General features: G+C 40.8%; 21 protein-coding genes. 4 read left to right on the forward strand and 17 right to left on the reverse strand.

Annotation, left to right across the window (positions count from 1 at the left end):
• Positions 1-39: 39 nt before the first annotated feature.
• The 3 genes from VF06_RS01655 to ilvN form a co-directional block, all read right to left on the reverse strand.
• Positions 40-1,026 (reverse strand): glucosamine inositolphosphorylceramide transferase family protein, encoded by a 987-nt coding sequence (locus tag VF06_RS01655; RefSeq protein WP_099070217.1) that lies wholly within the window; start codon positions 1,024-1,026, stop codon positions 40-42.
• Between the two features lie 124 nt (positions 1,027-1,150).
• A complete protein-coding gene (locus VF06_RS01660; RefSeq protein WP_099070216.1) occupies positions 1,151-3,199 on the reverse strand; it encodes a polysaccharide biosynthesis protein in 2,049 nt (682 codons plus the stop codon).
• A gap of 681 nt (positions 3,200-3,880) precedes the next feature.
• Positions 3,881-4,399 (reverse strand): acetolactate synthase small subunit, encoded by a 519-nt coding sequence (ilvN, locus tag VF06_RS01665; protein ID WP_099070215.1) that lies wholly within the window; start codon positions 4,397-4,399, stop codon positions 3,881-3,883.
• Between the two features lie 244 nt (positions 4,400-4,643).
• On the opposite strand from ilvN, the gene VF06_RS01670 reads away from it, so the two are divergent.
• Positions 4,644-5,000, forward strand: a complete 357-nt coding sequence (locus VF06_RS01670; RefSeq protein WP_099070214.1) for a BON domain-containing protein — start codon at positions 4,644-4,646, stop codon at positions 4,998-5,000.
• Positions 5,001-5,138: 138 nt separating this feature from the next.
• On the opposite strand, the gene VF06_RS01675 is transcribed toward VF06_RS01670, so the two are convergent.
• The 7 genes from VF06_RS01675 to VF06_RS01705 form a co-directional block, all read right to left on the reverse strand.
• On the reverse strand, positions 5,139-6,050 hold the full coding sequence (locus VF06_RS01675) for an alpha/beta fold hydrolase (RefSeq protein WP_099070213.1): 912 nt from the start codon (positions 6,048-6,050) through the stop codon (positions 5,139-5,141).
• A 71-nt stretch (positions 6,051-6,121) separates the two neighbouring features.
• Positions 6,122-7,009 (reverse strand): LysR family transcriptional regulator, encoded by an 888-nt coding sequence (locus VF06_RS01680; protein WP_099070212.1) that lies wholly within the window; start codon positions 7,007-7,009, stop codon positions 6,122-6,124.
• A gap of 4 nt (positions 7,010-7,013) precedes the next feature.
• Positions 7,014-7,757, reverse strand: a complete 744-nt coding sequence (locus VF06_RS01685; protein ID WP_099070211.1) for an amino acid ABC transporter ATP-binding protein — start codon at positions 7,755-7,757, stop codon at positions 7,014-7,016.
• Between the two features lie 105 nt (positions 7,758-7,862).
• On the reverse strand, positions 7,863-9,014 hold the full coding sequence (locus VF06_RS01690; RefSeq protein WP_099070210.1) for an amino acid ABC transporter permease: 1,152 nt from the start codon (positions 9,012-9,014) through the stop codon (positions 7,863-7,865).
• Between the two features lie 31 nt (positions 9,015-9,045).
• Positions 9,046-9,951, reverse strand: coding sequence for an amino acid ABC transporter permease (locus VF06_RS01695; RefSeq protein ID WP_099073129.1), 906 nt, complete (start codon positions 9,949-9,951; stop codon positions 9,046-9,048).
• A 3-nt stretch (positions 9,952-9,954) separates the two neighbouring features.
• A complete protein-coding gene (locus tag VF06_RS01700) occupies positions 9,955-10,161 on the reverse strand; it encodes a hypothetical protein (protein ID WP_100793641.1) in 207 nt (68 codons plus the stop codon).
• A gap of 24 nt (positions 10,162-10,185) precedes the next feature.
• Positions 10,186-11,268 carry an amino acid ABC transporter substrate-binding protein gene (locus VF06_RS01705; RefSeq protein ID WP_099070207.1) on the reverse strand — a complete coding sequence of 361 codons (1,083 nt, stop codon included), beginning with the start codon at positions 11,266-11,268 and terminating at the stop codon, positions 10,186-10,188.
• Between the two features lie 586 nt (positions 11,269-11,854).
• On the opposite strand from VF06_RS01705, the gene VF06_RS01710 reads away from it, so the two are divergent.
• Both VF06_RS01710 and VF06_RS01715 read left to right on the forward strand, forming a co-directional pair.
• Positions 11,855-12,412, forward strand: coding sequence for a hypothetical protein (locus VF06_RS01710; protein WP_099070206.1), 558 nt, complete (start codon positions 11,855-11,857; stop codon positions 12,410-12,412).
• A gap of 81 nt (positions 12,413-12,493) precedes the next feature.
• A complete protein-coding gene (locus VF06_RS01715) occupies positions 12,494-13,138 on the forward strand; it encodes a DUF3318 domain-containing protein (protein WP_099070205.1) in 645 nt (214 codons plus the stop codon).
• A gap of 234 nt (positions 13,139-13,372) precedes the next feature.
• On the opposite strand, the gene VF06_RS01720 is transcribed toward VF06_RS01715, so the two are convergent.
• Entirely contained in the window at positions 13,373-14,170 is a 798-nt protein-coding gene (locus VF06_RS01720; protein ID WP_099070234.1) for a 7-carboxy-7-deazaguanine synthase QueE, read from the reverse strand.
• 182 nt (positions 14,171-14,352) lie between these two features.
• On the opposite strand from VF06_RS01720, the gene VF06_RS01725 reads away from it, so the two are divergent.
• The gene (locus VF06_RS01725) at positions 14,353-15,402 is read left to right on the forward strand and encodes an anti-sigma factor antagonist (RefSeq protein WP_099070204.1); all 1,050 of its coding nucleotides are present in this window, start codon (positions 14,353-14,355) and stop codon (positions 15,400-15,402) included.
• 307 nt (positions 15,403-15,709) lie between these two features.
• On the opposite strand, the gene VF06_RS01730 is transcribed toward VF06_RS01725, so the two are convergent.
• The 6 genes from VF06_RS01730 to rsfS form a co-directional block, all read right to left on the reverse strand.
• A complete protein-coding gene (locus VF06_RS01730; protein WP_099070203.1) occupies positions 15,710-17,167 on the reverse strand; it encodes a YcjF family protein in 1,458 nt (485 codons plus the stop codon).
• A gap of 42 nt (positions 17,168-17,209) precedes the next feature.
• Complete coding sequence (locus tag VF06_RS40165) at positions 17,210-17,557, reverse strand: group I intron-associated PD-(D/E)XK endonuclease (protein ID WP_306419451.1); 348 nt, start codon at positions 17,555-17,557, stop codon at positions 17,210-17,212.
• Positions 17,496-17,693: a group I intron-associated PD-(D/E)XK endonuclease gene (locus VF06_RS40170; protein ID WP_180267285.1), complete on the reverse strand. Its 198-nt coding sequence runs from the start codon at positions 17,691-17,693 to the stop codon at positions 17,496-17,498. The genes VF06_RS40165 and VF06_RS40170 overlap by 62 nt, the downstream gene beginning before the upstream one ends.
• Before the next feature lie 457 nt (positions 17,694-18,150).
• Positions 18,151-19,104 carry an asparaginase gene (locus VF06_RS01740; protein ID WP_099070202.1) on the reverse strand — a complete coding sequence of 318 codons (954 nt, stop codon included), beginning with the start codon at positions 19,102-19,104 and terminating at the stop codon, positions 18,151-18,153.
• 152 nt (positions 19,105-19,256) lie between these two features.
• Positions 19,257-19,757, reverse strand: coding sequence for a CGLD27 family protein (locus VF06_RS01745; RefSeq protein WP_099070201.1), 501 nt, complete (start codon positions 19,755-19,757; stop codon positions 19,257-19,259).
• A complete protein-coding gene (rsfS, locus tag VF06_RS01750; RefSeq protein ID WP_099070200.1) occupies positions 19,750-20,211 on the reverse strand; it encodes a ribosome silencing factor in 462 nt (153 codons plus the stop codon). Before rsfS ends, VF06_RS01745 begins: the two co-directional genes overlap by 8 nt.
• Between the last annotated feature and the right edge of the window lie 299 nt (positions 20,212-20,510).

Genomic DNA, 20,510 nt, shown 5'->3' on the forward strand with positions numbered 1-20,510 from the left:
GCTGTCTCTGTGGAGTTTGCAAACAATTTTTCAAATCCTTCAGCTATGAAATCTTGGATCAAAAACTAATCGATAACGCTTTCCATCCACACATGCAACCCATTTCTTTTTATCGATTTGGTGAGCATCAATATGATGCATACCTATTTGATTCCAACCCATTCCACTGGCTTGAATAATTGGATTATGTTTAACTTCCTGTTCTAGATAATTTGTTGTTGTCAATTCAGTTATTTCAAATGCTCGAACTTGATAACCATAGATTTGCTCGCAATCCTGGGTATATCTGATAATTTTATTGTCGAATTCTATAACTCTACCTGCTGGTCTTGCTATACGTTTATTTTCCTGAATTACAGGACTTTTCGGATGTTCAATCCAAGTATCCATTAAATGTTGAGAATAATAAAGACGCAATGTATTTCTTGCTTCTGATGTTGCAGTTAGCAACCACCAAAGATCGTTGTATTTAAAAACACTAGAATCGACAAAATCACCTTGAGCGAGTAAATCTTTGACGTAAGACCATTGTGTGGGAAAATTAATCGCTTTATATAAACGAATAGAACTTGCTTCTGCGGTTTCTGGAATCAGATAATAGTCATTTTCAACTTTGAAGACATACGGATAAGATAAATGAAACGGCTCATCAAGAATAATTTGTTGGTAATTCCATTTGTATGCATCAGTGCTAGTTGCTAGTCCTATGACTCCTTTATTTTGTATACCGTTCAACACCTCAAAGAACATATACCAAATGTCGTTTTCACGAACCATAAAAGGGTCGGCAACAAAGTATGCTGGAATATCTGTTACATCCTGAGCAGTCAATACCGGATTAATAATTGTGTCTGGCGAAACTAAATCAAAAGGAGATTCGCCTATATAAATTCCAATTGACCACTCACTTCTTCTTGTCACAAAAATCTTGGCGATGTTTTTAATTCCAGCCAAATATCTGTGATTAACCCTAGAGACTCTATCAAATACTTGGGAAATACTGTTGATAGTAGAGGTTTTGTACATATTGATTTTTGAAATTAAGGTAGATGCTCAATTACTCAAATTTGATTAGCTGTTCGGATTAGACTGTTGACTGTTAACATCTGTACGAGTAATGATGGAATTTAGACGTAGATTGGCTGCTTTTTTAAGATTTTGCTTGTGCCAAAATATTCATATTTGGCTTAACTCTGAGTGAAGTATTAGAAGTATGACTGCAAATATTCGCTGCCAGATAATTATCTAAATGTTTTGGTTTATATCCTGGCACTAATTGTTCGAGTAAAAACAGAATCAAATTGATATCATTTTTCACTGCTGCTTGACACAAAGTTGCTACAGTAATATCCAAATTGTCTGGAATAATTTTACTAGCATTTTTAACTACTAACAGTTTTTTATGTTCGGTTGGTTCATATTCTTCCCCAGGAATAAACAATTCTTCAAATAATTTTTCTCCTGGACGCAAACCAGTAAATACAATCTCAATATCTCGGTTAACTTCGTATCCGGAAAGGCGAATCAATTCCTTTGCTAAGTCTACGATTTTTACAGGTTTACCCATATTCAACATCAAAACTTCGCCACCGCGACCAAGTACCGCAGCTTGCAAAACTAGTTGCACTGCTTCCGGAATAGTCATGAAATAACGACAAATATCTGGATGAGTAACGGTTACCGGCCCCCCTGCTGCAATTTGTTTTTTAAAAGTGGGAACTACACTACCTCGACTACCTAAAACGTTGCCAAAACGTACTGTGACATAAGGATTGCCACTTTCTTTTGCAGCTTGCAACACTAACATTTCTGCGACTCTTTTACTAGCACCCATAACATTAGTGGGGTTAACTGCTTTATCTGTAGAAATCATCACGAAATGTTTGACATCATATTGCAAAGCTAGTTCTAATAAATTTTTGGTTCCCATTACATTGTTCGTGATTGCTTCTACTGGATTTAATTCCATTAATGGGACGTGTTTATGAGCCGCAGCGTGAAAAATTACATCTGGCTGAAAAGTTTCAAATGCATATTCTAGTCGAGATTTGAAGCGAATATCAGCAATAAAGCTAGAAATTTCAGTGGTATTAATTGCTGATTGATGCTCGTTTTTTAGGACTTGAACGAGTTGTTCTAATTCTTGTTGGATGTTGAACACAGAGTTTTCTCCATGTCCGATAAGTATCATTTTGGCAGGATTGCATTTAAAAATTTGACGGCAAAGTTCGCTACCAATGGAACCACCAGAACCTGTAATCAATACTGTTTTATCTTGAAGAAATTGGGAAACTTTTTCAAAATCTATTTGTACGGGTTCCCGTCTGAGTAAATCTTCAATTCTTACATCTCTAATACTATCAACTCGCACCCGACCATTGAGGATTTCATGTATACCCGGTAAAGTGCTAGTTTGAGTACCAGTTGCTTTGCAAATATCTACAATTTCTCGAATAACTGCACCTGCAACCGTCGGCATGGCGATGATAACTTTATGGATTTGTAGAGATTTTAAAACATCAGGAATTTGATAGCGATCGCCAATTACAGGAATCCCACGTATATATGCTCCAAATTTGCGGCGATCGTCATCTATAAAAGCAACTGGATGAAATCCCAATTGCGGGTTTCTTTGCATTTGTTGTACCAAAGAAATTCCAGCACTTCCAGCACCAACTATTAACACTCTTTCTTGGGTATTAAATACTGGACGTTGCTGACTAATTCTTTCTACAATCCGGATACTAAAACGCAATCCGCCAATGAAAATACACGAAAGTAAACCATCGATTAAAGGTAGCGATCGCGGCAGTATATCCAATCCAGAATATCCTAAAAGCTCCATAGCATCGAAGAATACTGCTTGGATTAATACTGCAATTCCCATTAGTATAGTTATATATAAAAGTTCTTCAATACTGGCATAGCGCCAGTAAAGTCGATAAAAACCAAAATTCCACAATACAGTTAGTTTAGCTACTAAAAAAACTATTGTGACAATTGCCAGTTGTGATTTATATTCTTCAATGAAAAATTCACCATCTAAACATAAATTTAATGCTAAAAAAGTTGTTATGCAAAAAACAATAATATCAAAAACAAACAAATGTCTGTTTCTGATATTCAGCAAAGTATTTAATAATTTGCTAATTAATTTTTGAGGCAGCCAATTAGAAACGAATAGCAATAATAAATTCATGCCTGTCAAAACCTCTAGAATAATCTAAATAATCATCGGTTCGATTAGACAATTAAATTTAGCCTATAGCCGTTTATCCTCAAAAAAGGATTTTTATCGTGTAGAATTACCCTGTAATATCAGCTTCACCTAAGTTCAGGTTGTTAACTGTTGAGAGTCAACAATCAAGAGTCAACAGTTAACAATTACCTGCAAGGACAGCCCAAAATTTATCTCGAACAAATATTTTTGTTCAAAATCAACACAGCTATTTTTTAACCCAAGACTAAAACTCAAGTAATAGTCATATTTGAAGACTATTAAAACTTGCTTTTAAACTTTTATCTTTCTAACAAATTTGTAGCAGTTGCTTAACTGTTGCGTCATGCCAACTTGGCGATACTTGTCCATATAAAAAGACATAACAGTCTATGCTTATTCGTATTTTAGTAATAACAGTCACTAAATAAAGTTGTACCAAATTGGCATCGGCAGTATTATTGCAAATGCTTTTAATCCAAAATCTCAAATCCAAAAAAACAATGTTTGCAACACATCAATAAACTATAGGGTAGTACAGCTAGCTGTACTACCCTAGTAAGGTATGAGGCTTTTAAATGACACTTGTTCGTTGACGGTTAACACACAACAGTCAACACAAAAACATACAACAGCAGCTTGGTTCTAACTTGTTGTGAACTCCTAAACCTTTGCTTCCAAAGATTTGAGTAATTCAGTGTTCACACCCGATTCACGAGTGAGGGCGATTTTACCGGTGCGGGCGATTTCTCTCAGACCAAATTTTTGTAACACCTGCACGATCGCCACCATTTTACCAGGATCTCCCACCACCTCTAAAGTCAGAGAATCTTCCGCCACATCCACAACTCGCGCCCGGAAAATCTGAGACAGTTCGATAACTTCAGAACGATTGCTGCTGGTAGCATTCACCTTTAACAGCATCAATTCTCGTTCCACACAAGGAGTTTCAGTAATATCCTGCACCTTGAGGACATTAACTAACTTGTATAATTGCTTGGTGAGTTGTTCGATGACGCGATCGTCACCAGGTACAACCATCGTAATTCGTGAAACACCTCCCTGTTCAGCCGGGCCAACAGCAAGGCTTTCAATATTAAAACCACGACGGGCAAATAAACCAGAAATGCGGGACAGAACACCCGCCTCATCTTCTACCAGAACAGAAAGAGTATGTTTCATCTTCGCCAACAGGGGCTAGAGCAGGATTGTGCTAGACGTACTGCTCCACTAAAAAATAATAAGTGAGAACTTTTATTTTAAACTTAATAGCTACACTCATTTCAATTGATAGAGACAATTTATCTAGAAATTATTTCGCTGGCAAGATTCTCTTTGATTGCATATCTTTTCATCGGCAGATGTTACCTGTTGGTAAAAGTTGTATATTCAAACTTGATTGAACCTTTAATCGGAGATAATTTTTATGGGTTGGTTACAAAGACTATTTGGAATGGAAAAACCTCAAAATGCTGAAGTAAATCCTACTCCACAGGCAATACCCCAAACTGCTGCGCCTACCGCCACACAAACAATACCGCCAGAACGTCTGGGATTAAATGGAGAATATGACCAAAGTGGTTTAGCCAAACGAGTAGCTTTAGCATTTGACCAAGACCCCCAACTTGATGATGTTAATACCCTTTGGGTTGCTCAAACAGGCAGCACTGTAGTCTTAAAAGGTAAAGTCCCCAACCAACAAATCCTCGACAGAATGATTTCTGTCGCCCGCACTGTGAACGGCGCTACAAACGTTGACAGCAGCCAAACCACCGTTGGTTAGGTGATGAGGAGATGGGGGAAAGGGCAAGGGGAAAAGGTTAAAGGGAAAAGGGAAAAGGAATAAATTTAATCTTTCCCCTTTCCCCTTTACCCCTTGCCCTTTGCCCATCCCCAATGCCCAATGCCCCATCCAAATAATCTAAAATCCCATCACTTTGTCAATCCAATTTAAAATCGCTTGGTTGACTTGTTCCGGACATTCATCGTGGGGACAATGACCCACGTCTTGTAAATTCAGGACTTCCAATTTCTCGTTATATTGGGCAAATTGACTAGCTAAGGCTGGGGGAACAAACCGATCTTTTTGTCCCCAAATTAATAACATGGGAATTGTTAAGGTTGGTAATAATACCTTGACATTGGGACTAAAATTAATTCCAATTGTGGCTTTAAACAAAGCACTAAACGCCCTCGCTGAACCCCGGTCTTGGGGAGGGCCTGCTAAAATTTCTATTAGTTCGTCGGTTATGGCTTCTGGGTTAGCGTAGGCGAGACTAGCCCAGCGACGCAGTACGCCGGGACGACGGACAAAGTTAAATACAGGTTTGAGAATAAACGGTGAAGCCACAATATTTTTAATTCCCCTTACCACTGGCCGCAGTACGGGAGGAATTGCTTCTTGTTCCAGGGAGGGGTCGGGTAAACTCATCATCACCACACCCCGCACCATGTCAGGATGAGCAGCGGCGGCGGCTAAAGAAATCAGCGAACCGTTGGAATTGCCAATTAATATTGCTGGTTCGCCAATAAATGTTTGCCAAAAATCGTAAACTTGTTCTACCCAAAGTTCGATGCTGTAATTAGCTGCGGCTTTTTCGGAAGCGCCAAAACCCAGCATATCTAGTGCGTAAACTGTGTGATGTTCCGCTAGCACCTCTAAATTATGTCGCCAATGACCGATGGAAGCGCCAAAGCCGTGTAATAAAATTAAAGGCTGTGTTTTTTCATCATTTTTGGCAGAGCGAATATAAGTATAGCGAGTTTGCCAGCCCCGCCAAACCCAATCTCTTTGATTACCAACTCGCTCTTGCCAGTGTAGTGTAGTAGTCACGTCCCTTCGCTCCGAATTCAAAATTCAAATTTCGTTGAACTCCTCACGTTATACCTAACTTATGATGGTGGTCATTTGCCACAGATACTCATGACAACTTGCAGAAATTTCCTTAGTACAGGCGTTATATCTTCTTCCCGCCAAACTATAGCCGTTTCTACTAATGGTGTTTTCTCCTCAAAACTACGATAAACTACACCATTTCTTTGAAGATTTTGCAACGAAGACGGTACGATGGCAATTCCCATTCCGGCTGAAACTAACCCGATAATTGTCTGCATTTGAATCGCTTCTTGAGTTACTTTCGGACTAAAATTTACTTGCTGACAAAGACTTACAATTTGGTCGTAAAGTCCAGAGCCTAAATGTCGAGGAAACATGATAAAGTTTTCATTCACTAGGGATGATACTGAAATGTTTTCTCGTTCAGCTAAGGGATGAGTTTCTGCTAAAGCCACAATTAAAGCTTCTTGCTGAATGCACTTTTGATTGAGTGTATTATCTTCCAATGGTGGATGAGCAAAGCCTATATGGATGCGGCTCTCTTGTAGCGATCGCTCTTGTTCAGTTGTAGTTAATTCCTGTAAAATCAACTCGACTTCGGAAAACTGTTCTCGAAATTGTCGCAAAATTAGGGGAAGCAAATTATAAGTTACCAAACTGGTAAAGCCAATTCGTAATTGTCCCTTTTCACCTCTGCCAATTTTTTGAGTTAGCTCAATTGCTTTTTGGAGTTGAGCTAAAAGTTGATAAGCTTCTTGCAAAAATACTTGTCCGGCTTCTGTTAGCTGCACCTGTCGCTTGGTTTTACGGTGAAAAAGTTCTACTCCCAATTGCGCCTCTAGTTGCTGAATTTGCTGGCTTAGGGGCGGTTGAGCAATGTGCAGTCGTTCGGCGGCTTTACTGAAGTGCAGTTCCTCGGCCACAGCGATAAAGTAGCGCAGATGTCGCAATTCCATTTTTTTAGAGAATTTGCGATAAAAATTTACGGGTTCTTTCTTCTTTGGGATTAGTGAAAAATATTTCTGGGGTAGCTGACTCGATGAGTGTACCGCTATCCATGAGAATAACTCGGTCGGCGACTTCGCGGGCAAATCCAACTTCGTGAGTTACGACTACCATTGTCATTCCATCGCGGGCCAGACTCCGCATCACATCCAATACTTCCCTTACCATTTCTGGATCTAAGGCTGAAGTGGGTTCATCAAACAACATAATTTTAGGTTGCATAGCTAAAGCACGAGCGATGGCCACTCGCTGCTGTTGTCCACCAGATAATTGTCCTGGATATTTGTGCGCTTGTTCTAAAATGCCTACTCTTTCTAGTAGTTGCATGGCTAATTCTTCAGCTTTGACTTTTGGCGATCGCTTCACCCAAATCGGTGCCAAAGTTATATTTTGCAGCACTGTTAAATGGGGAAATAAATTAAACTGTTGAAAAACCATTCCCACATCTTTGCGGATGGCTTCAATATTTCGCAAGTCATGGCTTAAAGTAATTCCATCAATTTCAATTCTCCCTTCTTGGTATGCTTCTAAAGCATTGAAAGTACGAATAAAAGTAGACTTTCCAGAACCAGAAGGCCCCATTAAAACTACAACTTCTTTCCGATTTACTGTCAAACTTACACCTTGAAGAACGTGGAATTTGCCATACCACTTGTGAACATTTTCAGCAATAATTATCGGTTTTTGTTCTGTTGTCACAGATATCCACCTCCGAGTTTTTTTACTAAGCTGATTACCTAGTTTTACACAAATCAAATATGATTTTTATAGTTATTATTCAGTAATTTACTTTTCATCTCCTAACTACTGATTTAACTGTTTTTCTAAACGCCGAGAAGCTAGCGACATGGAGTAACAAAATACCCAGTAAATCAATCCAATAAATAAATACACTTCTGCATAGCGATCGAGAAATTCTGGCTGTGCCAAAATCGAACGAGCCATACCCGTGAGTTCTAGTAATCCCACTAAAGATAAAAGTGAAGTATCTTTAAATAAACTGATAAATTGACCGACGATGGCAGGAATTACCGCACGTAAAGCTTGGGGCAAAATAATTAATAAAACCACTAAAATTGTATTTAATCCTAATGCTTTTGCAGCTTCAATTTGTCCCCGTGGAATTGATTGCAATCCACCGCGTACATTTTCTGCCATGTAAGCAGCACTAAATAATACCAGTCCGGCAATTCCTCTTAATACCCTATCTAAACGCACATCAGTTGGCAAAAATAAAGGCAACATTACTTGAGCTAGAAACAAAATCCCAACTAATGGAACTCCCCTGACGATTTCGATGTAGAGGATAGAAAACCAACGCACAACGGGTAAATCACTTGTGCGTCCTAAAGCCAGTAAAACTCCAATGGGAAAGGAAAGCACAATACTCACTGCTGCCATTAACAGAGTAAGTAGTAAACCATTCCATAAATTGGTTGGTACAGATTGCAATCCAAATCCACCACCAATTAGCCAGAAAATAACAGGGAAAGATAATAACCATAATAAAGAAAGCCAAGGAGTTAAAACTTCTGCAAAGTTTCTGCCAACCCCAAAACCTGCAAATATTAAAACTCCAATTAATAATAACTGTAAGCGGGATATTAAATCCACTGGTAAAATAAATAACAAGACACCAACTATAAATATATAAATAATAATTCCACGTTTTGTTAACTGTTGCTTGTGAAAGAATACACCCCCAGTAATGGCGCTGACAATTGCAGCGATCGCCAGCACAGTCCAAACCCGCCAATACAGTGTTTGGGGAAACCTCCCCACTAAAAATAAACGTAAATTAACTTCTATTACCGACCATTGTGCTTGAGTCGTTACCCAAGTGATTATTCCTCGTGCAACCCAAAACAACAACAGCAAACAAGCAACAGTTAACAAACTGTTGTACCAAGTACTGAATAAATTTTTTCGCAACCAAATCAATTTTTCATTTATCATTGGCTATTTTTCCCCATCTCCTCACTGGCCATCATCTTTCTTGAATTTGCACGCTGCGATTAAATAAATTCATCACTAGAGAAATACTCAAACTCAAGATGAGATAGGTGAGCATAATTAGTAATATTACTTCTACGGCTCTGCCTGTTTGGTTAAAAGTGCTAGAAGCCACAAAATAAATATCAGGGTAGCCAATGGCAATGGCCAAACTAGAATTTTTCGTTAAATTCAGATATTGACTGGTCAACGGAGGAATAATTACCCGCAAAGCCTGGGGAAAAATCACCAGCCGCATCACCAACCCTGGTTTTAATCCTAGCGATCGCGCTGCTTCCCATTGTCCCTGAGGTACTGATTTAATCCCACCTCTAACAATTTCCGCAATAAACGCAGCCGTGTAAAAAGTTAATCCCAACAACAAAGCTGAAAATTCCGGTGATAAAGTAAACCAAGGTAGTTCTAAACCACTTTGACTGAGGCTAATAAAACCCCAAACAGATATTTTATTTTCTATTTGGGGAAAGCTCAGGAAAACAGCAAAGTACCAAAATAACAATTGCAACAGTAAAGGCGTATTACGGAAAATTTCCACATAAACCATACTGATATTCCGCACCAGCCAGTTGTCAGAAAGTCTGGCAATTCCAGCAGTGATACCCACAATTGTGGTGAGAAAAATTCCAGCGATCGCCACCCGCAAGGAATTAATTAACCCCACCCACAATGCGCGGCTGTAGGTATCAGTTGGTTTGTAGCTAATCGGTCTTTCACCAATCTCAAAAGAAGCTTGTTGGTTGAGAAAATCAAATCCAAATTGAATCCCCAATTGCTGCAAATTCCGGTTGAGATTTTCCCACAAGATTACAACTACAATCGCCGTTAAAAATACTGCCAAAAATTGCCCAAGAATTCTCCAAAAACGGTAGTCATTTATCATTAGTCATTGGTCATTAGTTATTGGGCATGGGGCATGGGGCATTGGGCATTGGGCATGGGAAGAAGACAAGGTAGACAAGGTAGACAAGGTAGCAATCTTTCTCTCCGAAGTTCTGATGGTCGGAAACCTCCGCTCAGACTTCTCTTCTTGTCTCCCTTGTCTCCCTTGTCTCCCCCCTCTCCCCATCTCCCCATCTCCCCATCTCCCCATCTCCCCATCTCCCCATCTCCAGTCTTAACGAAACGGCGGAGAATAAAGTAGTCCGCCTTTACTCCAGAGTTGATTTTGACCGCGAGCTAAATTAAATTTTGTTTTGGGGCCGAGGTTGCGATCGTAAATCTCGCTATAGTTGCCCACGTGCTTAATTACTCGTGCTGCAAAATCGTTTGTTAAGCCTAGTCCTTCACCAAGGTTGCCTTCTGTTCCTAAAAAGCGTTTAATATCAGGGTCGTTACTGCTGGCTAACTGACCTACATTGCGGGAATTAATTCCTAATTCTTCAGCTTTTACCAAAGAATAAACTACCCACTTGAGGATATCACTTAGTCTAGTGTCTCCTTTTGCTACTGCTGGTGCTAGGGGTTCAGAAGATATTACTTCTTCTAGAATCACATTGTCTTCTGGTTTGGGTAGGGTTGTACGCCGAGAAATCAATGCGGAGCGATCGGCAGTGACGCCATCGCAACGTCCTTGAGCATAAGTGGCAAAGGTAACATTAACGTCTTCAAACACAATAGGTTTATAAGTAATGCCTCTTTTTCGCATTTGGTCTGCTAAGTTCTGTTCGGTAGTAGTGCCAGTTTGAACGCAAATAGCTTTATCTTTCAAATCTGCCAGGGATTTAATATTGCTATTTTTGCGAACCATGATGCTTTGCCCATCGTAAAAGACTACGGGTGCAAATTCCAGACCAACTGAAGTATCGCGACTCAAAGTCCAGGTGGTGTTACGGCTGAGAACGTCTACTTCCCCAGTTTGCAAGGCTGTAAACCGTTCTTTGGTGTTGAGATTACGAAATTCTACTGCATCTGGATTGTCGAACAAAGCAGCGGCCACTGCCCTGCAAATATCAACATCGATGCCGCTATATTTGCCGTCAGTCCCCACAAAGCTGAAGCCTGGAATTTCACCACTAACACCGCAAATTACCTGACTGCGGCTTTTAATGGCATCCAAACGATTTCGACCTGCTGCTGGTACTGGTGGATTACCACCTGGGCTGCTGGGTGTATTTGTTGTTTGTCCTGACCCTCCAGTACAAGCACTAATACCAAAGATTAGGGGGGCGATCGCTACAATCAAACTTAATTTATACATCAACTTCATAGTTACTAGACAATAAAAATGTATTATTCACTACAATTATTTTAGTAAAAACAATTCATTGCTTGTTATATAAAACTCTACCAGCCTCTGCACTATATTTATTCACTGTTAAAAGTCGTAGTGAAGTTTTCATTTATTTATAAAAGCTTCATATATTTTGTGAAAACTGCTCAGCTTAGCTTTAAATTTCCACTTTTATTTAAAATTCTCTCAGAATACTTAATAGCAATTTGCTTATCTAATATGGAAGATAATATTAAAATTTTACTGTTCCCAATTATATATTTTTTATTGCCTAAAAGTTAGCAATAAACAATTATCCCATCTTCAAATAATCAATAAAAGCTCTTCAGAAAATAATGTTCATACACCAGCATTAAAATCTATTTTTCTCATCTCCAACACCCCATGCCCAATGACGCCACTTGCTCCACTTGGGGAGACCCCAAGACCGCAGTGGCTCCCCCATGCTCCATACCTTATTTACCATAAGTAGCTACCCTAACTCAAACCACTACCACTCGCAGGTTAAACTAGGTCTGGTAACAGCTGCTCCAGCATTCCTGATGAGGCTTTTATGGGAGCTAACCTCAAACAAATTGCCAAGTACTTAGATAACCTTGGTTGGGACTACCGTTTTGATGACGAAGAAGACCGGATTATAACAGGTGTAGAAGCTGATAACTTAGAAGATTTTCTAATAGTTGTTCAGTTGGATGAAGAGGGAAAATTTTTCCGAGTGTTTGCCCCTCAAGTTCTGGCAGGAATTCAAGACCATCCTCACAAAGGAGCTATTCTACAGACAATGCTTGCCATTTCCTGGGAAACCAAAATGCTGCAATGGGAATATGACCCATCCGATGGTGAAATCCGTGCCATTATTGAGTTTCCTTTGGAAGATTCAATTCTCACAGAAAAACAATTTCACCGTTGTTTGAGTGGATTAATTCAGATTGTAGATGGTATCGCAATTCCTCGCCTCAAAGAAGTCATGGCAACAGGCCTCGATCCGGGAAATATAGAACTTGGAGAAAGACTATTACTCAGTATCCAAGAAGAAGCTCCAGGATTGCTAGATTTATTGGAGAAGGCAATGGAAGCACGAAAAAAACGAGGAAGTTTTCCTAACGAGTGAGACGGATCGTAACTGAAATAGCTATACTCCAAAGTGATACCCTCACTATATACTTACTGAAATTTTCTGGGGCTGGATATTATGACATCCTATGCAACCTCCTCTGCTAAAGCGGAAATGAGTGAACTCCGGCGGTTGAAAGGCTTACTACCGCCAGAATTGCAGAGCTGGGTCACGGTAGAAGGCACCACTGAGGTCAATCCACCCCTGATCCGCTGCGAAGAAATTGGTAAAGACCAAGTAGAAATTCAAATTGACTTGGTGAAATGGGATGCCCTCGCAATGGATCAGCGTAATCTGCTGTTCTGGCATGAAGTTGCTCGCGTTCAAAACGACACAATTCCCAAAGATGGTTGGGAAATGGCAGCACTAGCCATCGGTTTAGGCGGCGCTGTCGGCGAATTGTGGGTACAAGATGGATTGCTTTTGGTGTTAGCTTTAGCGCTGTGTGGCGTGTCAGGCTGGCGATTGTATCAAAAGAACAATGGGGAAAAGCAACTAAAAGAACTGCTCAATGCTGATGAAAAAGCGATCGCCTTGGCAACTCGTTTTGGTTATACCCTCCCCAACGCCTACAAAAGTCTTGGTAGCGCCTTGAAAACCCTGATTGATAACACTCCTAGCAAGCGTCAACGCTCTAAATACGAAGCAAGGCTCTCTGCCCTCAAACGCAGTGCTAATAAAGCAAAAGCTAAGTCCAGAACGATGGACGAAAGCGCACTGTAGCAACCAGAAAGTAGGTTGGGTGGGCGATACCCACCCCAAAAAATCAATAGTTAATTTAAAATCTAAATCCAAAATCTTTTAGCTTCAATAAAGCTGCTTTTTGATAGCTAGCAGCTTTATTGCTCGATAATAGCTTAATAAAAATTAATATATTTTTTTAGCTAATAAAATTTCATATAAATTTATTTTAACTTTCACGAAATCTTTAGTAATACGTAGATTTAGCAGCAACTTTTACAGTTGATTGAGCATTTTATGTGTCTGGGGTATTACCCGCACTTGTTTGAGAGACTGTTTCATCAGAGCTTGCCACATCAAAACTCGATCTGGTGTAGGGGCAAGTACAGGTATTGGAGAAAATTGTTCAGACTCTGGTAAAGGCGTAACAGGTTGTAAAAATACTGGTATATCTGGACTGATATCTGCCACCAATAAAGCTGAACGCTCCAATTCATCTGGATCTGTGTTTTGAGACACAATTATCTTGACAAAAACATTTAAATATGAATCGTGACATAATTGGAGAGATTTTGCGTGTTCTTGCCAATGACTTTCGCCGCTAACACTGGGCAATTTGAAATCCATTCCTACAGAGTCTAAGTAGGGGAGAATCATTGCCAATTGTTCTGGGCGGTGTCCGCCTGTTTCTAAATATATAGGTAGGCCAGTTATGTCTCGCACTTTGGGTAGAAACTGAGTTAAAAATGGAGCATGAAGAAGTGGTTCGCCCCCAGTTAAGCTAATGCTATCGTGTAAGGAAGGTAGATTTTGCCTTTCCACCCATTCGATTAATATGGGTAATGGGACAGGATTAGAGTAAATTTCAAAGTCGCGCAATCCAGGCGATCGCTCTATCCGGCAACTAACAGGTGCATTCCAAGTGTGGGCACTATCACAAAAGTGACAGCGCAAATCACACAAAGCAAAGCGAACAAAAATCTGACGAGTCCCTACATTCAGTCCTTCCCCTTGAATGGCAGAGAAGACCTCAACCAGGCGTGCGGTAGGTGTAACCGTAGTTTTAGCAATCATTTGATCCAAGCAACGCGATCGCATTGCGTCAGCACAACAGCAAGAATATTTTTTAGCTTCTTGTTCTATTGTGAATCGTCACTGGCGATTGACAATCTGAGAAAGAGCAAATAGTAATTAGTCCTGATTACGGTTAAGTAATTTTCAAAGGACAAAATAATGTTTGGCAGATTACATTATACATGGCAACGAAAGTGCAGAGCTTCATGACTAGCCAACCGACAGAGGTCGATTTTCCAGTTCATTCCCTAAACGACACGGTTATAGTGCAGGTTCCCACACGGTTGAGCGTGTTGGAGGCTTTAAGCTTTAAGCAAACCTGCCAAGGCTTAATCCAACCTAATTCATATCTCAAGCAAATTATCATTGACTTTCACCAAACTACTTTTATGGATAGTAGTGGTTTAGGTGCTTTGGTCAGTAATTTTAAATATGCCCAGGCTAAAGGTATTGCATTAAGATTGCGGAATGTAACACCTCAAGTGATGGCAGTTTTAAAACTCACAGGGTTGGATCAAGTTTTTCCCTTAGAACCTGTAGACAATGGGTCGCTAATAGAACGACAAGAGCCAATAGATAATCGCAAGACAACTTCTCGTCAAGTCGAGCAGTTACCTAAGACTCATCCTTCTGTTGCATCTTGGATGAAACGGTTCTTAGATATTATAGGGTCAATCGTTGGCTTATTAATTACAGGAGTTTTGTCTATTCCCATTGCGATCGCTATTCAAATTAACGATCCCGGCCCCATTTTCTTTAGTCAAACCCGCTGCGGTTGGATGGGAAAACAATTTAAAATTTGGAAATTCCGCTCTATGTGTGTGGATGCGGAAGCAAAAAAATCCGAAGTCAAAAACCAAGTGCAAGGTGCATTTTTCAAGAACGAAAATGACCCCAGAATTACCAAAGTGGGACGTTTTTTACGGCGAACTAGTCTTGACGAACTACCTCAGTTTTGGAACGTCTTGAAAGGAGAAATGAGTTTAGTCGGTACCAGACCACCCACGCCTGACGAAGTGGAACGCTACGAAGTACCAGAGTGGCAACGTTTAGATGTCAAACCCGGCATGACTGGCGAATGGCAAGTAAATGGACGGTCTACAGTCCGTAGTTTTGAAGATGTAATTCGCCTAGATTTGCAGTATCAAAAAAATTGGAGTTTGGTGTACGATTTAAAGCTAATTTTCAAAACTATAGCGATTCTGTTTAATAGAAACAGTGGTGCTGTTTAGCTAACTACCCTTATTTACAATTTTTTGCTAACTCGCAACTCTCACGATAATTTTTAAAATACACCCAAGCTCATTTTGTTGAGCTTGGGTAAATTTTTAAGTTTACTGATGTGAGATTTTAGATTCAACACAGTTCAGTTAAGCATCTTTTCCTTCTCTTTCTCTCTTCTCTCTGTGCCCTCAGCGCCTCTGTGGTTCGTAAAAAAATTAGTGTCAGGACTCACAGATCAACCAAACCGCAAAGGACGCAGAGAAATAAGAGTTTCAGAAATCCAAAATCTCAAATTAACTCATCCTCTGCCTGAGATTATCCCACCACGTTCTGAACACCAACTGTTTCAACTTGCTGCACTTCTGGCAACAAACGCTTCACCCCTTGCTTCACAAACCCCTGCAAAAAACTAATTTGTTGATTTTGCCCAAACACTTTTTGCAAAGTTTCTCGCAATTTCTCCAAGTTCAAATTAGTACCAGAATCCACTGCTATTTCTTGCTGTTGCAAATATTCAACTAAACTCAATCCTGCAACTCTAGTAAGATAAGCTGCACTTACCCCCTGCACCAAGCCGCCAGCAACAAAGGTAACAGCATTACTTTTGAGAACAGTACCAATAGCCTTAGTAGAAAGTTCAACTAAACCGAGTTTTAGCATCAAGCTTCCCATTGTTCCAGCTACAGTTTGTGCCTGTTCTAGGGAAAATTTCTGCTGATAAATCTTACCCAAATCCATTACCATCTGAGCATTAATGGCCGCAGTGGCCAGAATATCAAGTGCTGGTACTGGGTTAGCAAAGGCAGCAGCAGCAGCTATCCACTGATATTGTTCAATAATTGGGGTGGCGCGATCGCATCTAATTCCATTGAGGGAGTTTTTCGCCTCAGCTTTCAACAACCCGGCTTTCCTGATGGTAGTTAGCCAAACCAGTCGTTGTTTTTGCTGTGCCAAAATTTCACCGAACTGCTGGGTTAATTGCTGGATATCTGGTGCTGGTTGTTCCATCCACTCCTGCACAGAACCATCAGCCTCATGCTTTCGGACTTTCACGGGGATGGGAGAGGCCGCAGTTGCAACTACATTTCCCTGCATCCGCTGTTTTAATGACAGTAAGATGCTAGCGCGTTCATCGGCTAAATACTGGTCTTGTTTGTTGAAAACCAGCATTGCAGGCTGATTTGCTGCTTTTAGCTGCTGTAAAGTTTGAAATTCTGTATCAGTCAAATCACCATTTGTCAAAAACAGCACAAAATCAGATTTTGTCACTTCTGCTAAAACGGCTGCATCTGAATTTTCACCAGCTTCTCTAAACAAAGGCGCTGTCTCTTGTAGAGAAACCAGATTTTCTGTTTGGAGATTTTTTTCTAAGACTTGAATTAAAGTGCTTTTACCGACGGATTTACCACCAGTCACAGTCAGTTTAATTTCTTGCCTGTCTAATTCCCACCACAATTGAGCAACTTGTTCTCTGAGGGTCTCTAATGCCCTATGGTTTTCTGCTTCTTGTGCCAGTTGGTTAATCACAGCTTCCGCTTTGACGATGGCACTTTCCACAGTCGTCCGGTCTACAAGCATACTATCTAGCTGTTCTAAACCATGTTTTGGGCGATTTTGTTGGAATAACCACAAACCACCACCAACAGCTAAGGCACTCAATAAACCAAACTCACCCACCTGCATTATTGAATGATGCCAACTTTGTAACATCCACAGAGAAAAGGACAGTCCCAATCCTCCCACTAAAATTGGTCGCTGCAACTTCACAACCATGACTCTCCGCGCTTTTTGGATGGCTATTTCTTCCAGAATAAATTAAAATCCTGCTTCTTTGAGTTCAACAGGCGATGGAACACAACTTTCTTTACTTACAGATGCTTGCGAGATTAATTCCCAAGCCTCGCGATATTGTATGGAACGAGGCTTACGCTGTCGTTTTTCAGCCTCAACAAGGTGTACTTCACTTCCATAACTTATGAACACATCTACAGGAAAAATATAGAATAGGTCAAGTTTTTCTATATACACCAGGGCAAAATCAAAGTCTGATAGTTGATATTGTTCTCGAACCATCAGCCGCCGATTTGTTTTGGTGCGGCGATTATCTACAACGTAATTGCCAGAAGGCCCATCTAACCAAGCGTATTTGACTTGGATTTTTATTGAGAATTCCCTCTACATCAAATGCCAGATCGTAAGGCAATCTATCACCAAAAGGTTTTAAAACTCCCCAACCACGCTTTAGAGCATGAAGAACAGCAGCTGATTCTGCTATGTCTCCTCTAAGCTTTGTGTCCATTAGTCAGATGAAAACGAAGTAGCTGACAATCACCATAAAACAAAACCCTGTAATCTTTCTGGAAAACAGGGTTTTGTTTTATCTTCAATTTGGTGGCGGGAAGTGGATTTGAACCACTGACCTTCGGGTTATGCTTACCAACTACAACTTTCGTTGCCCAGATAAACTGGTTTGTGGTCTGGACTGTCCCTTCACCCTCGGCGTTATCGTTAGGGTGTCTGCCTTCCAGTCTCTACACCTTCTCCGTTTCCGGAGCTTGGTTCGGGATTACCGCGCTATTGGCTTCCCCGACTTTGACAGATAAACACACATAAGTTTCTTTATGTGCCGCCCAAAGCAAACATAACTAATAAGCGTCTAGTTAAGTTTGCCAGTTGAGCCCGACGAGCTACCAGGCTGCTCTATCCCGCGTCGCTCTTGACTTTTCTAGTCTAACTCAAAGTCAAGAGTTTGGCAACTACAAAAACGATAATTCTCCAATTACTTCTAAACGCTTGTATTTTCCTAAGGTGACAAACTTTTCATTCAGGCTTTCGGCGGCGCTGGGACTAATCCAACCCATTTGTTGGAGTAAGTGAATGGCAACGGCGTGTTTTGCGCGTTTTGCCCCATCCATAACTTTAATTGCTAATCCCATGCCTTCACCGAGTCTACCAATGCACTGCACTCCTTCAGCACCAGATTTGCTCACCAGTTCCCCTGGAGTTAAACGCATCAGTTCCGTATCGAATTCTCCATCCCCTGCTACCATAGCTGGGTGATGAGTCATAGCCCGGACAATGCGCTCCATATCCAAGTTGCTACTAGAGGCTAATAGGGCGTATAAAGAGGCCATTTGACCGAGTTGCATCAAATAAGTAGGCGCACCACAGTCATCATGGGCGCTGATAAATTCCTCTGCGGGCATTCGTAGCAATTCTGCTACTTTACCCAAAATCAACTGCTGTATTGGGTGTTTGCGTTCCAAGTAGTTATTTAGAGGCCAATGGCGTTGCTGACAAACAGCTAGCATCCCCGCATGTTTCCCAGAGCAATTGTATTCCAGAGGACTGCGTTTACCTTCTGGAATAGGACACTGGAGTACAGTGGGGTCAAGATCGGCTCGCCAAAGGATGTTAAATACCTGTCTGACTTGTTCTATTGTTCCTTTATGGGAACTGGTGATAATCGCTAAATCGCGATCGCTAAGGTCATAGCGTTCCAGCGTACCTGTAGTGGTGACTGCGAGTGCCTGAAATGGTTTGAGTGCTGAACGAATAAATGCAGCAGTTTCAGAATTTCCGGCCACGGTTAAAACCCGTCCGCGTTCGTCGCATACAACGGCCTGGACTATATGCTTGGATTCAATGATACCTTCACGCAGCAACCGGACTTCCAGTGCCGTGGCTTGAGTTCGTTTTCCCATTGTCATGGGTTTATTTTTATCACTTTTTTATTATTAGTCATTGGTCATTAGTCATTCTTACAAAGTTCTGATGGTCGGAAACCTCCGCTCAGACTTTGCGCTTAGTCATTGGTCAATACCCTATGCCCCATGCCCAATGCCCAATGCCCAATCACGGTTTACAACAAATGCCAAACTATAGTACCAATAACGAACATTCCCGCCAAGCCAGCAAAGGTAAATTGCAACCGCCGTAGGATAGGTTTAATTTCGTATGCCACGATTAAGCGATCGCGATCGAGGATTTCTTGTGGTTTTGTCCAGGTTTGACCGTCGTACCAGCCTGACTCTTCATAGAATACTGTGGCAGAGCAGAGGCGATCGCACACGTAAAACCAGCCCAAATACAACCTTACCACCGCCAGCAGTACCCCAATGCTTGCCCCTCCTGCACCACAGAGAATAAAATGGGCTATGTATTTTTGTGGAGGAAAACTTGCTGCTGCTACAGGGCCAGCAACTAACCAAGATAAACCCCAAATCCAGATTATTTTCGTGATATAGTCCCGCCAATCTAAAGTGCTATCACGAAACAGCCAGGAAGTTTTTAACTGTTCGTATTCATTAAGCGGTTGTTGGTCTGCGGGAACTGGGCAGTTTGAAACTGAAGACCTAATCATTTTGCCTTACCCCACCCTCATCAGATTTTGGAAGGGAAATACGTTCTGCATGACTCCAGAACGCTTCTAAATTATAAAATTCCCGTTCCTTGGGCATCATGATGTGAACGATCGCTTCACCGTAGTCTTGTAGTACCCAACTCCCCTCGGCTTTTCCTTCTGTCCTTAAGGGGCGTCGCTGCAACTGTGTTTCGACTTTTTCTTCAATTGCTTGAGCTATGGCCCTTACCTGTACCCTAGAATAACCAGTCATCATCACAAAGTAATCTGCTAGATAAGATACGTCTGCTACTCTGAGCAATAAAATATCACCAGCTTTGCGATCTGATGCGGCCTCAGCAATTATCGCAGCCAATTTTGCGCTTGCTTCTTCTATTTGGGTGGGGTTTTTCAGCACACTCTTTGTTAGTGGGACAGATTGTAATGGGAAATTTCCTTGGAAGTAATCAGTCATTAAACCTCAGGTGCTTTTTCCTTTTGAAACAATTGTTTACATTTACTTAACAAGTAACAAACAATCGATCTGAAAATGTGTCAATGGGTTTTTTTGAATACTAACAAAAAAACAGGTGTCTATGGAGGCTGGCTGGAAAAAGCGATTAGGGACTGGTAAGAAATATTTTTATAATTTTTTGTATAATTTATTGCCTGTTAAGTTCGTTGACTGTTGACGGTTAACTGTCAACAGTCAACATCAAAAGATGTGCAAAGGCTGTTTTACTTCTGAATTCTGTTGTATACAACGTAACTCCA

It is taken from the genome of Nostoc linckia z4 (genome assembly GCF_002608075.1).
Lineage (GTDB): Bacteria > Cyanobacteriota > Cyanobacteriia > Cyanobacteriales > Nostocaceae > Nostoc > Nostoc linckia.